Annotated in this window: 14 protein-coding genes and 1 pseudogene; 4 read left to right on the top strand and 11 right to left on the bottom strand. The window is 32.3% G+C overall.

Annotation, left to right across the window (positions count from 1 at the left end):
• Positions 1-6 precede the first annotated feature (6 nt).
• Positions 7-1158, top strand: coding sequence for an efflux RND transporter periplasmic adaptor subunit (locus DRF58_RS04815; RefSeq protein WP_123902362.1), 1152 nt, complete (start codon positions 7-9; stop codon positions 1156-1158).
• A gap of 260 nt (positions 1159-1418) precedes the next feature.
• On the opposite strand, the gene DRF58_RS04810 is transcribed toward DRF58_RS04815, so the two are convergent.
• The gene (locus DRF58_RS04810; RefSeq protein WP_123902361.1) at positions 1419-1934 is read right to left on the bottom strand and encodes a DUF4996 domain-containing protein; all 516 of its coding nucleotides are present in this window, start codon (positions 1932-1934) and stop codon (positions 1419-1421) included.
• A gap of 215 nt (positions 1935-2149) precedes the next feature.
• Between DRF58_RS04810 and DRF58_RS19095 the strand changes: the two genes are divergently transcribed.
• Together DRF58_RS19095 and DRF58_RS19090 are read left to right on the top strand one after the other, a co-directional pair.
• On the top strand, positions 2150-2272 hold the full coding sequence (locus DRF58_RS19095) for a hypothetical protein (RefSeq protein ID WP_157966706.1): 123 nt from the start codon (positions 2150-2152) through the stop codon (positions 2270-2272).
• Positions 2273-2383: 111 nt separating this feature from the next.
• Positions 2384-2611 (top strand): annotated as a pseudogene (locus DRF58_RS19090) (DDE-type integrase/transposase/recombinase).
• Positions 2612-2906: 295 nt separating this feature from the next.
• Here the strand turns inward: DRF58_RS19090 and DRF58_RS04800 are convergent.
• The 8 genes from DRF58_RS04800 to DRF58_RS04765 all read right to left on the bottom strand — a co-directional run bounded on the left by DRF58_RS04800 (position 2907) and on the right by DRF58_RS04765 (position 10947).
• Positions 2907-4322 (bottom strand): OmpA family protein, encoded by a 1416-nt coding sequence (locus DRF58_RS04800; RefSeq protein ID WP_116033472.1) that lies wholly within the window; start codon positions 4320-4322, stop codon positions 2907-2909.
• A gap of 742 nt (positions 4323-5064) precedes the next feature.
• Complete coding sequence (locus tag DRF58_RS04795) at positions 5065-6345, bottom strand: cryptochrome/photolyase family protein (RefSeq protein ID WP_116033470.1); 1281 nt, start codon at positions 6343-6345, stop codon at positions 5065-5067.
• Positions 6305-7024, bottom strand: coding sequence for a lycopene cyclase domain-containing protein (locus tag DRF58_RS04790; protein ID WP_116033469.1), 720 nt, complete (start codon positions 7022-7024; stop codon positions 6305-6307). The genes DRF58_RS04795 and DRF58_RS04790 overlap by 41 nt, the downstream gene beginning before the upstream one ends.
• 2 nt (positions 7025-7026) lie before the next feature.
• Positions 7027-7485 (bottom strand): sterol desaturase family protein, encoded by a 459-nt coding sequence (locus DRF58_RS04785; protein WP_116033467.1) that lies wholly within the window; start codon positions 7483-7485, stop codon positions 7027-7029.
• Between the two features lie 3 nt (positions 7486-7488).
• Positions 7489-7950 (bottom strand): SRPBCC family protein, encoded by a 462-nt coding sequence (locus DRF58_RS04780; RefSeq protein WP_116033465.1) that lies wholly within the window; start codon positions 7948-7950, stop codon positions 7489-7491.
• A 13-nt stretch (positions 7951-7963) separates the two neighbouring features.
• Positions 7964-8800 (bottom strand): phytoene/squalene synthase family protein, encoded by an 837-nt coding sequence (locus DRF58_RS04775; RefSeq protein WP_116033619.1) that lies wholly within the window; start codon positions 8798-8800, stop codon positions 7964-7966.
• Positions 8784-10274: a phytoene desaturase family protein gene (locus tag DRF58_RS04770; RefSeq protein ID WP_116033464.1), complete on the bottom strand. Its 1491-nt coding sequence runs from the start codon at positions 10272-10274 to the stop codon at positions 8784-8786. The genes DRF58_RS04775 and DRF58_RS04770 overlap by 17 nt, the downstream gene beginning before the upstream one ends.
• 1 nt (position 10275) lies before the next feature.
• A complete protein-coding gene (locus DRF58_RS04765; RefSeq protein WP_116033462.1) occupies positions 10276-10947 on the bottom strand; it encodes a MarR family winged helix-turn-helix transcriptional regulator in 672 nt (223 codons plus the stop codon).
• Positions 10948-11272: 325 nt separating this feature from the next.
• Between DRF58_RS04765 and DRF58_RS04760 the strand changes: the two genes are divergently transcribed.
• A complete protein-coding gene (locus DRF58_RS04760) occupies positions 11273-13246 on the top strand; it encodes a PAS domain-containing sensor histidine kinase (RefSeq protein ID WP_116033461.1) in 1974 nt (657 codons plus the stop codon).
• Positions 13247-13986: 740 nt separating this feature from the next.
• Here DRF58_RS04760 and DRF58_RS04755 read toward each other — a convergent pair.
• Together DRF58_RS04755 and DRF58_RS04750 are read right to left on the bottom strand one after the other, a co-directional pair.
• The gene (locus tag DRF58_RS04755; protein WP_116033459.1) at positions 13987-14976 is read right to left on the bottom strand and encodes an aldo/keto reductase; all 990 of its coding nucleotides are present in this window, start codon (positions 14974-14976) and stop codon (positions 13987-13989) included.
• An 18-nt stretch (positions 14977-14994) separates the two neighbouring features.
• Positions 14995-15987 carry an SDR family NAD(P)-dependent oxidoreductase gene (locus tag DRF58_RS04750; protein WP_116033457.1) on the bottom strand — a complete coding sequence of 331 codons (993 nt, stop codon included), beginning with the start codon at positions 15985-15987 and terminating at the stop codon, positions 14995-14997.
• Between the last annotated feature and the right edge of the window lie 201 nt (positions 15988-16188).

Below are 16188 nucleotides of genomic sequence, written 5' to 3'. Positions count from 1 at the left end.
AGCGAAATGTATCTTAAAAATATATCAATTCTTAGTTTAAGTGTAATTCTGATTTTATCTTCCTGTTCAGGAAAAAAAGAGGAAGAAAAAACGGTTTATGAAAACACAAAATTCAAGGAAAAAGACCAAAATACGGTTCAAATGTCGGATAAACAATTGCAATCGATTGGTTTAACGACGACAACGGTTCAGGAAAAAACAATGCAAAAATTGGTTCGTCTGAACGGGAAAGTTGAAATTGAGCCGTCTCATATCAGTTCGATTTCCAGCATTATGGGCGGTCATATCAAATCGATTAATGTGATAAACGGAAGTCATTTCAGCAAAGGTCAGGTTTTGGCGGTCGTAGAAGACCCGCAGTTTATTCAGTTGCAACAGGATTATCTGGTAACGAAGGCACAATTGGAATCGGCAAGATTGAATTTAAATCGTCAAAAAGATTTGAATATCACCAAAGCAACAAGTGATAAAACTCTGCAAACCGCACAGGCAGATTATTCTACATTGAATGCTACTTTGAAAGGTTTGGAGGAAAAATTAAGAATTATTGGAATTAATGCCAAAGGATTAAACTCATCCAATATCAGAAGTCGAATTAATATTTATGCGCCTTTCAATGGTTTTGTGAGCAAAATTCTGGTGAATAACGGACAATATATTAATCCTTCGGATACTTTGTTTGAATTGATTAATCCAACAGGTTTATTGCTTGAATTAAAAGTTTTTGAAAATGATGTAAATGACGTGAAAATCGGACAGGAAATTTTGGTTTACAACAATCAAAACCCTGATAAAAAATCGACAGCTAAAATTGTAAGTATCGTTCCGAACATCGAAAATGGAGGTTCATCAATTGCTGTGGCGAAACTTTCAACGCCAAATCCTGAGTTTATCAAAGGAATGTACATCAACGCAGAAGTGACTATTAACAGTAGATTTACCATTGGTTTACCGAATGAATCTGTAGTTTCTTTTGAAAGTAAAAATTATGTTTTTGAAGATTTAGGAAATAAAAAATATAAAATGATTCCTGTGAATGTGGGAATTTCTGATGATCAATTCACGGAGATTTTGAAAGCGGACAATTTGAAAGATAAAAAGATAGTTCAGAAAGGAGCTTATAGTCTTTTGATGGCGCTGAAAAATAAGGCGGAGTAAAAATTCAAACATTTTATCGATATAGCATTAAAAAAGGAAACTTAAAATTTAAGTTTCCTTTTTTATTTTCCTTTCAAATGTTTAAAATATCAACGAAGAATAAGCAAAGTTTAAAAGTTGTGTTAAACATTATTTTACACCTTCAAAATATCATCGATATCTGCTAATAAATGGTTTCGATACAGTCTTGTTAAAATTACAAACAACCAAATAGCGCCAACTGAAGACAGTTGGCGCTTATTTTTATTTATTAAGATTTATTATTCAACAAATAAATTTTCACTTTTCAAATATAGAATCAACTCTTTTGGTCTGTCTGTTTGAATGATATTCACACCTTTATTAATGTACCAATCATAAACATTAGGATTATCCAAGACTTTGTCGTTATTATTTCCGGCATTGTGATGTGGCCAAAGCGAGTTTACCCAAATTTTCACCTTTTTAGCACGGATTTCTTTAAAATCAATTAAATTCTTTTCGATTTTTCCGATGGTAAATTCAAAGCCATAAACTTTGTAATTTTTAAGGTATTCTGTGATGTTTTTCAAGTCTCCTTTCGCTCCTAAACGAATAATTGGCATGTAATGAATATCTTTTTTAATATCACAATATTCCTTATTAAATTCTTTATAAGATTCGTGACCCTTAAACAAAATCTGATCAAGCATATTTCGTTGCAGAAAATGCATAGAAATCTCCCCATTTAGAATTTTTCCCAAAACGTGACGAGCCATCTCTTCGGTAAGAAGCCATAAGATTATATTTATTATCAAATGTTTAATTGTGGATGTACTAATTTAGTGTCCAGTTAAAGTTAAGCATAAAGCCTTAATTTTAACTTATGAAACGAGGGAGAAAAATCTACGTATAAATGGAAAAGCAGACCGAGTAGCAAGAAATTGCTTTTGAAAGAAAAAGTAAAACAGCAAATCACGTCAATATATTTTTCATCAAAATAGCGTTAGGAAGCCCAAGGATTACTTTTGAATTGAATTCTTTAGGCTATAAAATCTCCAGAATAACTGTTGCAAAATATATGAGAGAGCTTGGTCTACGAAGTAAACTGAGCAAGACATTTAAAGTGACTACAAACTCTAAACACAATTATTAGGTGGTAGAAAATGTGTTGGACAGAAATTTTATAACCGAAAAACCTGCGTAAGTTTAGGTTTCAGACATCACTTATATTCAGACCAAAAAAGGATTTTTATACTTAACAACAGTGATTGATTTGTATGACAGGAAAATCATTGAATGGAGTTTAAGCAAAGGGATGAGCACCTAAGAGACAAGTCTTTCTACCTGGAAAATGGCTGTCAAGAATAGAAAAATAGGGGAAAGTCTAATTTTTCATAGCGATAGAGGCGTTCAATATGCAAGCTGGAAATTTGCAAATACTTTGGAATTTTATGGCGTTACAAGAAGTATGAGTCGCAGAGGAAATTGTTAGGATAATGCTGTGGCGGGGATAAGCTAACTTATACTGTAAATTTTGTTTGCATATCCAAAGTATGACCTGGCGAAAACCCTATCCTAAAGAAAGTGAGATTGGCTTGGCAAGACAACGATTAAATTAGTGTAATTAAAAACTACTCATTATACACTTATTCCGATGCAGAAGTTTTTTATAATTAACTAATACAGATTTTTAAGGTCATAAAAGTTGAAAACTTTATAAAAAATTATTAGTTAAAAAATAAAAAGACTGCTATAAAATATAGCAGTCCAAATTAAAAGAATTATTTTTATTTTGCTTTAAAATACACTCTTCTATTAGCTTTATTTTTCCATTCAGGACATTTGGCAGCAGGATCACATTCGGGATATTTCAAATCGTGTTTTCCATTACCTTGAATATCTATTCTGCTAGATTGTACACCATTATTGATTAAATATTGTTTAACATTGCTTGCTCTTCTTTCGGATAAAGTTTGGTTATAAGCATCACTACCTCTAGTGTCTGTAGCACCTACAACTGTATAAGAATCGTTGGAAGAATTGATATAGTTTATTGCACTGTTAAGAATTGGGTTACTATTAGGAAGGATTCTGTCAGAATTCAAATCAAATTCAATACCATCTAATTTGGTTTCGTTTTCACTTACAAGGCCATTATTGCTTGTCAATGGACAACCGTTATTTTCTACCGGACCAGGAATAGTTACACATTTATCATATAAATCAATAACACCATCCATATCTACGTCTAGCGCAACGCCCGCACCATCAACTCTTGCTCCGGCAGGCGTATCGAGTTGTCTGTCCCAGTCATCGCAAACTCCGTCGTTATCGGCATCACCCGATTTGCATAGTTGGATGTTATCCACCTTGGTTTCCAAATCGTCGATTCTGTTATAAATATCTTTCAATGGATCTACCCACATTATATGGTTAGAATTTTTTCCTAAATTGATTGATAAGCCAAGTGTGGCATTGAAAAAATTATCTGATGTTTTCGCATCCATTCTATTAATAGCAGTATATTGGCTTCCTCCACCATCAAATGATTCGTCACCTGTTATAACATACATCAATCTTCCTTCGATATCTACTCTGTTACTAATTTTATATTTCAAACCTGCACCAGCTTGTCCAAATAAAGAATTAAATTTAAAAGGTTTTTTTTCTGTCATTAATCTTTGGCCAAACTCATCTTTCTGATAAGCACGGTAAGCCAAAACTCCAAGACCTGCATAACCATGGATTGCCCATCTGAAATCTCCTTTTCTATCAACTCTTCTTAATAGATTAGATAAGTTAACATCACCAATAAGGGAAATACCATCATATTGTGTTCTTCCTGCAACCTTCCTAGTGGCAGCAGCATTCGCCGGTGCTGAATCCTTTGTATTGAAGTAGCCTTGTCTTGTTTCACCGCGATCATATTGTAACTTCAATCCAAATGCATGGGAAAGTGCTTTGTCAACACTGAAATAAGCAGAATATCCCACTAAAGTGTTTCCACTTTTGATAGATCTTAAATCGGCATGTTGCATTAGAGGAACACCACCTCCAAAAGAGAAAGACCAACTGTTATAACTAGGAGCAGTATCCACTGTTTTAGTTTCTAATGGTAATGATGTTGTTTGCGCTATTTCTTGCGAAAACATCACGGCTGGGCATGCCAAAGCCAATGATAAAATTGTTAATTTTGATTTCATATTTTTAAAAAATTACGTTGATTTCTGATTATATAATTAAAACTTACTTGTCTAGAAAAAAGCTAATTTCATTCAATATGATAACCTATTCAATAAGCATACCAAAAAATCAATGTAACATCCTACTTTATTTTGAGTATACTTCAATATTTGATAATTAATTACTAACAATTAATAAATTTTAAAGGTATTAAAACATTTTATAATAAATTATTTACTCAATAATTTAAAATACGTTGAAATGAAAATGATGCATAAAGTTTACTTTTTGTAGGAAATAAACAATATTTTCTTTTATTTAAAACAGATATGAGTTCAGAAATATATCCTGTCAACTAGTTTTTATATTTTAAATTTACTTACGGAATTAAATTTATAAAAGCACAATAGCTTAAAAAATGATCTTTTAATTAAGTAAAGATTTTTATTAACAAATCATTAAAACTAAATATCCAATTAAGGTAATTTCTTTGAAGTTGCTCATTTATAAAAAATTATTTAAATATTAGGATTATTTACTTTTTTAATGGAGATTTAAATTATTAGAATTTGCTACAAATCCATTATAGGTTTATTAAAATTGCCACTTTGTAATCATTTAAAAAATCCAAGATATCCAAATGATTCAAACTATCTCTTTTTATTATATTATTTCTTATAAATTTGGAAAAAGAATATCAAATCAAGATTGAAAAGATAATTATTCGTATCCACAAATTTTATTAGAGACTAACTTAAAAAATCACACTAAAGCTTTTTTATACGTCTTCAATGCCCTATCTCTTGCAAATCTATGATCTATAATAGGTTGAATATTATAGTTTTCCGGAATCCACTTTTTTATATAATTAAAGTTTTTGTCAAATTTTTTTGTCTGTTCATCTGGATTGAAAATTCTGAAGTAAGGAGCGGCATCACAACCGCAACCAGCTACCCATTGCCAGTTTCCATTATTGGCTGCAAGATCATAATCTAAAAGTTTTTGAGCAAAATAAGCTTCGCCCCATCTCCAGTCAATTAGTAAATGTTTGGTTAGGAAACTCGCCGTAATCATTCTCACTCTGTTATGCATAAATCCTGTAGTATTTAATTGTCGCATTCCTGCATCCACTATGGGATATCCAGTTTTCCCTTCACACCAAGCCTTAAAATCTTTTTCATTATTGATCCATGAGATTGCTTCATATTTATTTTTAAAACATCCATTAACCACATAAGGAAAATGATACAAAATCTGCATAAAAAACTCTCGCCAAATCAATTCGGTAAGCCATATCTCATTCTTTTCCAAAGCATAATTGACGCATTCTCTAATGGATATTGTTCCAAACCGTAATGCTACCCCCAGTTTAGTAGTATGGTTTTTTGCAGGAAAATCTCTATTTTCATCATAAGAATTGATAATGTTTTCATCCAATTTTGGTAAAAAAAACTTTAAATCTGTGTTTTTAAAACCTATCTCATCTAATGTATGGATTTTTAAATGCTTTTTTAATGGCAAAAAATTATCATAACTTATTTTAAGTATTTCTAGCTTGTTTAATGCTGATTTCCACTTTTTGGAATAAGGCGTGAAAATGGTATAAGGAGAACCATCACTCTTTAAAATATCATTTTTTTCAAAAATGACCTGATCTTTAAAATCTTCGAATTTTACTTGATTTTGATTTAATAAATCAGAGATGACTTGATCCCTCTTAATTGCTTGATGTTCGTAGTCGCGATTACAATAGACCTTATCCACATCATATTCCTTTAAAATCTTTCGAAAAATATCTGCAGGTTTTCCAAAGAAAGTTCTAACTCCACTATTATGACTTTGAAGCTCTTTATGTATTTGTTGCAAAGCCTGATAGATGTAATCGACCCTACGATCAGATTGATCCTCTAAACAATCAAGTATTTCAGAATCAAATATGAAGATAGGCATAACTTTCAATCCCGATTTTAAAGAGTGATAAAGACCTGTATTATCTTGTATTCTAAGGTCTCTGCGAAACCAGAAAAGATTGATTTTGTTCATCAATTTTAAATTTTTTAAAAAGGAATATGTTCCATAATATCATCTCATAACCATACACTGCATCTTCTATAGGAATAGTCAAAATCCTAATTCCAAGAAAATCATCAGAATTATAATTTACAATTGGAGAATCTAAACCAGTACCGGTGAGAACTCCATTAACCATAAGAAATCCTGGCATAAGAAATAAATAAATCAATGAGGCTTTACCAATCCATGACTGTTTAAAAATAAAATATAGACTCAGCATACTTAATGCAGTGGTAAAAAAGGTAAAAGAAGTATAGATTCTGGAGGAAAAATAAATTCCAACTGAGGCTGAAACTACGATTGAGAATATCACAAACAGCTTTTCAAACGAAGGATTCCATTGAAAATTAAAGAATTTATCAAGGCAAAAATAAGTGAATACACAGGAAAACGGAATGCAAAAGAAGAACAGTACTTCTTCTATGGGCAGATTAAAAATTCGCCATCCCATAACATATCGATTGTTAAACCACCATACACCTATTTTTGTAAACCAGATGTCCCAACAAATAAAAACGAAAGCCACAATAAATGCAGATTTAAAAAAAGCACCAAAATATCTGCTGAATTTAATCTTGTGATGAAAAGAAAAAATAAAACAAATTATGATTGTCAAAAAATTTACTAAAAGATATGTATATTTCTCCATTCCTATAGTTTGTCATTCTTAAAATACATTCTGAAATACTTCATAGGAACCCAAAGAAAGCCAAAACATTCTCCATCTTCTTTTCCCAGGTGTTTATGATGTTGTTTATGAGCTCTTCTAATAGCAAGTAAGTAAGGGTTTTTGGTATTTCTCAAAAACTTTATTCTTTGATGAATGATAATGTCATGAACAAAAAAGTAAGCCATCCCATATAATGAAATTCCTAAAGCAACATAAAACCAAAGATTAAAACCATTTATAGTTCCATAATACATCAAAACGATTGTTGGTACTGCAAAAATCAGAAAGAAATAATCATTTTTTTCCACAGCTCCTTCTGAGCTATGATCATGATGGTCTCTATGCAGATGCCAAAGAAAGCCATGCATAATATATTTGTGAATGCACCACGTAAGACCTTCCATCATAAGAAAAGTCATAATGACAATTAGTAAATTCATAGCCTACAATTTATTGAATAGTTCCTCTAAAATTTTATGTCTATAATCAAAAACATAATTGAGCTTTTTGCGAACAAATAGAAAATGTGCAATTTTTCCTAAAAAACCTAAAGGAAGTTCGTAATCAACTGTATCTTTCATTAAGACACCGTTTTCATTGATAATAAATTCATGATGATGATTCCATCTTTTATAAGGTCCACTTTTCTGAAAATCTGTAAAACTACGTTGGAAGGCGACTTGTGTAATTTCTGTTTTCCATTTCATTTTGATTCCAAACAAAGGCGAGACATAGTAATCAATAATCATCCCTTGATAAATTGCATCATCTGCCGTAGGTGTACGAACAATAAAGTTCATTTCCTTAGGTGTAATTTTTGAAAGATTTTGCGCCGATGAGAAAAAGTCCCAAGCTGTATTAATATCACAATTGAGTTGTTGCTCTCTATATAATTTGTAACTCATTGGTATATATCAGTTAAAGTAGTGTTGTTTTATATTGAACATAACTGCTCATCATCAATGATAATTTTCTCCCGTTCGAAATTCTTACTCTCTGATTGATAATTTTGGCAGCAGATATTTTTCTTATTTTTTTAAATAAAGAGATATAATATCTAAATGCCAGATAAACACCAAATCTAGAAGAGCGAGGTAATTTTTTGATTCCTTCTAAAGCTATCCCAAATTCTACTTCAATATCTTTTTCAATATCAGACTTAATTATATTATCAAAATAAGCAATATCTAAATTGGGAAAATAGCATCGTCCCAAGATTTGATAATCATCCTTCATGTCGCGAAGAAAGTTAACTTTCTGAAAGACAGAACCTAATTTCATTGCGTAGGGTTTAAGTTTTTCAAATTCTTCTATATCTCCATCTGTAAAAACATGCAGGCACATCAATCCCACGACTTCTGCAGAACCTAAAATATAGTCTTTGTAGAGCTGAGAATTATAATCTATCTGCTGGAGATCCATCTCCATGCTTTTAAGAAAAAGATCAATAAGATTGTGGTCGATATTATATCTTTTCACAGTCTGCTGAAAGGAATTTAAAATTGGATTTAAAGAAATACCCTTCTCCAAGGACTGGAAAGTCTCCTCTCTATATTTTTCTAAAAGCTCTCTCTTATTGTAATCATGGAAACTGTCAACAATCTCATCTGCCAGACGAACATAACCGTATATAGCGTAGATTGGGTTTCTAATATGAGGAGACAGAGCCATAATCCCTAACGAAAAGCTGGTACTGTATTGCCGGGTAGTTTCCCTGCTGATTTTGTACGATAAATTATCAAAGAGTTTTTTCATATTTAAAATATTTTTTAACTTCATTAGCAACAATCTTTCCTGATATAATTGATGGTGGAACACCTGGTCCAGGAACTGTTAACTGTCCTGTATAGAGTAGATTTTTTATTTTTTTATTTCTTATCGCAGGTTTTAGTACCGCCGTCTGTGACAACGTGTTGGCAAGACCATAAGCATTACCTTTATAAGCATTGTAGTCTGTCTGAAAATCATTAATACAGTAACTACGTTTATAGTCAATGTACGAGCTTAGTTCTGTTTCACCTGTATGCTTCTCAAGTCGCTCAATCATTTGCTTAAAATAATCCTCTCTAACTTCTTCAGAATCTTCTAAACCAGGTGCTACAGGCATCAGAAGAAAAACATTTTCACAGTTCTCAGGAGCCATACTTTTATCCGTTTTTGAAGAACAGCAAACGTAAAATAAAGGCTTTGAAGGCCATTTTTTTTCTTTATATATATCGTTGGTGTGTTCATATAAATCATTTTCAAAAAACAGAGTATGATGTTTCAAATTGGAAATTTTCTTTTTAAACCCGAGATAATAAATGAGGCATGAAGGAGCTAGTATTTTTTTCTCCCAATAATCAAAGTTATAATTTCTATACTTCTTGTCTAGTAGATGCTGTTCTGTATGATGGTAATCTGAAGAAGCGATTATAAAATCAAAATATTGCTCAGTACCATTAATCGTCAATGATTGCGCACGACCATCAAAAACATTAATCTTTTCGACATTTGAATCAAAATTAAATTTCACACTGTTCCTAATGGCAATACTCATCATGGCTTCAGTAACTTTTGAGAAACCGCCCATAGGATACCAAGTACCAAGTCTGTAACCTCCATAATTCATTAGGCTATACAAAGCTGGAATATCCTTAGGAGCTGCTCCTAAAAAAATAACCGGAAATTCCATTAAAATGATTAACTTGGGATGCTGAAAATATTTTCTAACAAAACGGCTAAAATTAGTTAGCAAATCAAGTTTTAAGGCATTTTTTGCTATTTTTGGAGAAATAAACTCTATCCATGAATGACAAGGTTTTACAACAAACTCTTTCATCCCTATCTCATATTTTGCGGCAGCATCTTTCATAAATTCTTCTAATCTATTACCCGCACCTTTCTCTATACTTTCAAATAAATCCTTCATCTCACCATAATTTTCCGGAACATTCATAATATCATCCGAAAAAATCATTTCAAATTGTGGATTTAGTGAAATTAGCTCATAGAAATCAGACGTTTTGCTCCCAAAATCTTGAAAAAAATCTTCTATAATATCAGGCATCCAATACCAACTAGGTCCCATATCAAAAGTATAACCATTATCGGTAGTAAACTTTCTTGCACGGCCTCCTACCTCTGTATTCTTTTCAAATACGTGCACTTCAAAACCATATTTTGAAAGGTATGAAGCGGCGGATAAACCTGAAAACCCTGAACCTATGACAGCAATCTTTTTTTTCATATTAATTAGCAATCATATATTGTTTATCAACAAAATCGAGCAGATTTTCTGAAGGTGGGTTTTGATCCCAAATTTGCTCGTGAAATTTTGTAAGTTTATTTAAAAGTCTAATTAATTCAATCTTCTCAGATTCATTAAGATTACCGCTTACTATTTGTGTTGCAAGTCTGATGTTTCTCATTTGACCCTCAAGAACATCAATCCCAGTCTCTGTTATGCAGAGAACTTTTGCTCTATTATCGAAAGAGGAGTTTTCTTGCTGAACCCAACCTCGTTGCAAAAGTCTAGTAATAATTAAATTACCAGCAGACTTATCATGTATATTCTTTTTGATTAGTTGTGTTTTTGTCATCGGTCCCGATGTCCTGAGGCTTATAAGATAAATGAAATCATCTTGAGTGGAAAAATCGGAATGTGAAATAGCAGCTTTAGAGTACTTTTTAGCATATCGATTAAGACGAACAAAAAGAGTGCTTATTACACTCTCGGGACTTCTGCCCGATTCCTTACCTTCCCATAAGGTTTCCTTTTCGTAATTTATTTTTTTTTGAGCTTTTTTTTCCCAACTCCATTCAAGAAAATTTTCAACATTCAACTCTTGTATATTGACTGAATTCTCAGATTCAAAGTCTTCGACTAAGCTTAATAAATCTTTTACTAAAGAATAATTCATGCTACCTTTTTATTATAGTTTATAAATAATCAAAAAATAGACCAAATTTTAATATTTTAGTTTATTTATGTACAATTGAATTATAAAAGAAACCAAGTGATTGATAATTCTTTATTAAAAAATGTTTTATAGCTTTTCTACAAGTATTAATTTTACTAACTTCAGATACTTACTGAGTTCAGGCAATTAAATGTCTTTAACTTTTAAACTACTTTATCAAAAAGAATAAAATGAACATATCAAATCACGCTCATCATGATATTCAATAATAATTAATCATCATTTTTAAGTAATCCAAAAACTAATATCTAAATTTGCTTTCATTATGCATAGCCAAGAAACGTCATTCGAACACAGCCTTAGCTCTAATCTTATTATTGAAGCATTAGGTTCTTCTCCAGCACCAACAGCCATCTATGTGGGTGAAGATATTACCATACAATTTGCGAATGAGGGAATGCTAAAGCTATGGGGGAAAGATGAAACTGTGATAGGGAAGCCGCTTATGGAAGCAATCCCCGAATTAGAAGGACAGCCATTCCTTGAGATTTTACAGCAAGTATGGAGATCAGGAGAAAGTTTTTCTATATCGGAAGCTCCTGCTAAATTGATAAAAAATGGAGTAGAAACACTTGATTATTTTGATTATGAATATAAGGCTCTTTTAGATCAACAAGGCAAAACTTGGTGTATACTGAATACAGCATTAAACGTTACTGCACGTCGTGAATTTTTACAGCAGATCAAAGACAAAGAGGAAAAGGAACGTGTTCTAAATGAGGAAATGGCTGCAACTTTAGAAGAGCTAACTGCTACCAACGAAGAAATGAGCAACTTTATAAAGCAGCTCGATCAAAGTAAAGAATATATCCGCACAATTATTGAACAAGCTCCTGTAGGTATTGCTATGCTTAAAGGCCCGAATCATATTATTGAAATTGCCAATCCTACAATTCTTAAAATATGGGGACGTAATGAGAATGAAGTTATCAATCAGCCTCACGAAAAAGCACGCCCTGAATTGATTGGCCAGCCTGTCAATAAATGGCTAAAAGAAGTTTATAAAAGTGGGAAACCAAAAGTTAATAAAGAATTTGTAGTAAAGCTACATCATGAAAACGGTTTAAGAGAAGCTATTGTGAATTCCATTTACCAGCCTATTTTCTCTTCTAATGGTGAAATTTCTGGAATTTTGGTCATATTGGAAGAAATTACCCAACAGGTCATAGATCGCCGAAAGCACGAAAATGATTTAGAAATGCTAGCGCTGGCGATTGATGCAGGCGAATTAGCTACCTTCTACTATCAGCCTGCAACTAATCTATTTTATGGCAATCCTCTTCTTAAGAACTGGTTTGGACTGTCTTCTGATGAAAATATGGATTTATCCCTTGCTCTTTCATCTATTATTCCTGATGATCGTGAGCGAGTGGTTACAGCCATTTCAAATGTATTAAGCCCTGGTTCTAATGGTCGATATTTTATAGAATATCACATTCAAACTGATACAGACAAAAAAGCAAGGCTGTTACAAGCCAATGGAAGAGTTTTTTATGATCAGCTAGGTAATCCTGTAAGCTTAAATGGTACTTTGAGAGATATCACTGTACAGAAAAAAGAGGAGCAAAGAAAAGATGATTTTATGGGAATGGTAAGTCATGAGCTTAAAACTCCCATTACTTCGCTAAAAATCTATCTTCAAATTTTACTCCAAGGTGCAGTGAAAACAGAAAACCTTTTTCAGCAAAGTACATTGGAAAAATCTCTGAAGCAGATCGACAATATGACAAGTATGATTAACAGCTTTCTCAACGTGTCAAGGTTAGACTCCGGCCAGATGCATCTTCAAAAAACAAAATTTGATTTCCGGTCATTGTTTTTAGAAATCGAAGATGAAATGAGAACAACGGCAGCTACTCACCAGTTTAGATTTAAAGATTCCGGAACAATGTTAATTGATGCAGATCGCGAAAAAATATCGCAGGTACTATATAATTTGATTGGCAATGCTGTAAAATACTCTAATAACGGCAGCTTAATTACTATTGAATATGCTATTGTTGGAAATCGTTTAAAAATAAGCATTGAAGATCAGGGTAAAGGAATCTCAAACGAAGATCAGCAAAGAATATTTGAGCGCTACTACCGTGTTAAAGACAGCAACAATTCTTCTATAGCCGGATTCGGTATTGGACTTTACTTGTGTAAAGAAATCATTGAACTTCATAACGGTACCATCGAAGTTAAAAGTAGAATCAATCAAGGAACGACATTTACCTTTAATTTACCTATCAATTAGCAAGGGGATAATTATTAAAAGTAGACCGTAGCTTTATTGAAACTTTTCTGATTGATATTTTGTTCTACTGCATAAACCGCATTGGTTGAGGTGTGATACTAACTTTGGCAAATTCTAACTAGCCTTATTGTCACGAATTACAACACTAACCTAACTAGTTAATTTTTAATTTATTAAAGGTTTTTTGTAATTCATGTACAAATCTTATTTTCTTCATATCTACTTGTACACGATTTTTATACATAATGATAAAATCGTTTTGTCTTGATTTTAAGAGAGAATATTCAGGAATTCTATCGTTGTAATAAACATTGAAGTCACGATTAAAACCCAGATTATTAAGTCAATCATCATTTAATTCAATAGGCTTCTCACTATTTTGAAAGTGATTATTTGCTATCTTGGTTTCTTCGTTTGATGATTTTTTCAAAATGTTTTCTTCCTTTAAAAATTTATTATTCATAAGAATTTAATTACAACTATTATGCCTATTTAATTAGTAATCGGTATATGTGTAAATATGAGTTTACTGCACTAACACTATAAATACTAATTTAAACCGTAAGCAATTCATAATGTTAGCAAAAGTAGAATCTATAATTTGCATTGGAAATTTGCAAAATAGAAAACCCAAAATCACTAAATAGGAATTCTATTGCTGCAAGAGAAAGATATTTCTTTGATTAGAAGGTAGCAATACCCCTCTAATTAGATAAATTTCAAATTTATACATAGGTAATTCAATAAGGTGTTTCAGCTTTCTTATAGATTAAACCTTCACTTTTGAGCTCGTACCAAAAGTCTTTGGGTATATGAGTATCTAATGATTCTTTATTACTTATAACTTGTTTGGGACTGCTTGCTCCCGGAATAATTGATACAAATTCTTTTGCCGAAAGAACAAAATGAAGCGCTGCATCTATAATTGAAATACCATAATCTCGAGCAATCTCAATGATTCTGTCTCGCTTTTCCGCCATACCTTTTGGTATAACATCGTTATAATTATAACGTTCTCGACCTGTAACAAATCCTGAATTATAACCCGCTCCAGATACAAGCTTAACTCCAACTTTATGGACTGCAGGAAGTAATCTATCAACAGCATCTTCGTGTTCAAGAATCGAATACTGTGTTGCTGATAGACATATATCGGGGTCTGCTGAATCTATACAATCGAGAATTGGCTCAATTTTATTGACACCCATACCCCAGGCTTTTATGACATCTTGATCTCTTAATTCGGAAAGTACTTTAAAAGCACCTTTTCGTGCTTGTCCAAGAAAATACGGATAACGATCTCCTACTTGATCTTCAGACAAATCATGAACATACACAATGTCAATAGATTCAAGTCCTGTTCTTCGTAAACTGTCTTCAATGGATCTTTTCACCGCATCTCCTGTATAATCATGCTTAAAATCAAAATTCAATGGTTTCTTCCACATTGTAGGCGGTACTTCTGAAGGTAAAACCTCATTAAACAATCGTCCTACTTTGGTTGAAAATACAAATTCAGATCTTTTTTTATCTGAAAGAAAATCTCCAAATCTTCTTTCACTCTTTGTCAACCCATACCATGGAGAAGTGTCAAAGTATCGGATCCCAGCATTCCACGCAGTTTTTAAAATTTCATAAGATTGCTCATCTGTTATATCATTGAAAGCGGTTCCAATTGCAACACCACCTATTCCTAATTGATGCTTTTCCTGTAAAATATTTTGACTCATTATTGTAAGTTTATGATATTATTTACCTTTCCTCATATTAGTCTTCAAAACCATAAATAAAAGTGAAATTCCTAATCCAGCCAAGAAAGCTGTTCTTGTTTTTTTGGATGGAACAGGTAAAATTGTGTCACCATAAATTCGATGCGGACAGCCCGATGGCTTTAGAACATTTCCTTCATCTCCGGAAGTCTCATTGGATTTCATCATAAGTCGCATTCCTGCTGAAGCTGTATTGATAATAATCTTCGGAAAGGTTTTATAAAGTGTTACCAAAGCTTTAGATCTAAAATCCGGAAACAAATCCTTTTGAGGATGTTTGGCCAACTGTAGAATCTTTGAAGCGGTATCCCTTGGATCAGAAGCAAATGGAGGAATTTTAAAATCCAGCCCGGAATATTTTGCAGAATGCATATTGCCTGTTGATCGCTGGATCTGAGGATATAAGTTTGCAATATGAATATTAGGAAAATCCGAAATTTCACCATGGAGGCATTCCATCATACCACGAATTCCAAACTTTGTTGAAGAATATACCGCACTATATGGAGCAGGCATAAATCCACCGATTGATACATTATTAATCAATACGCCCTCTTCTTGTTTTTTAAATATTGGCAAAACACTATAAGTTCCATGCATATAACCGAATAAGTTAGTTTTGATGACCTGTTCATGAACATCCATTGGTATTTCTTCAAAACGTCCGCTTGCCATTACACCTGCATTATTGACCCAGAAATCTATTCTTCCAAAAGTATCTAAAGCCTCTTTTGTCAATTGCTGGACATCTTCATATTTAGAAACATCTGTCGAAACAGCAATAGCCTTTGCCTCCAAATCTTCACATAAACGAAGTGTTTCCTCTAAAGCTTCTTTACCGCGTGCTGCCAATACCAATTGACAACCTTCCAATGCAAAAGCTTCTGTAATAGCTCTGCCTACTCCACTACTTGCTCCTGTAATGACGACTGTTTTTCCTTTGAGACTTCTTTCTTGTATTATTTTTTCCATAAGAGATAGTTATAATTAGTGATTAATTATTAGTAAACCACTATCACACCAAATCACTATCGAAAACAAAAATTCCTATTATAATTTTGAAATATATAATAAAAAGAATCCGTCTCACAACTTGAGGCGGATTTTTTTTGGTTATAATTGTTATTTTTTGTATATTTATATCTGATAATCAGATATTTGTCTATGAATTTC

This window comes from Epilithonimonas hispanica, from assembly GCF_003385395.1.
GTDB lineage: Bacteria > Bacteroidota > Bacteroidia > Flavobacteriales > Weeksellaceae > Epilithonimonas > Epilithonimonas hispanica.
The sequence above is the reverse complement of the archived record's forward strand: the minus strand, read 5'-3'. Positions and strand labels throughout refer to the sequence as shown.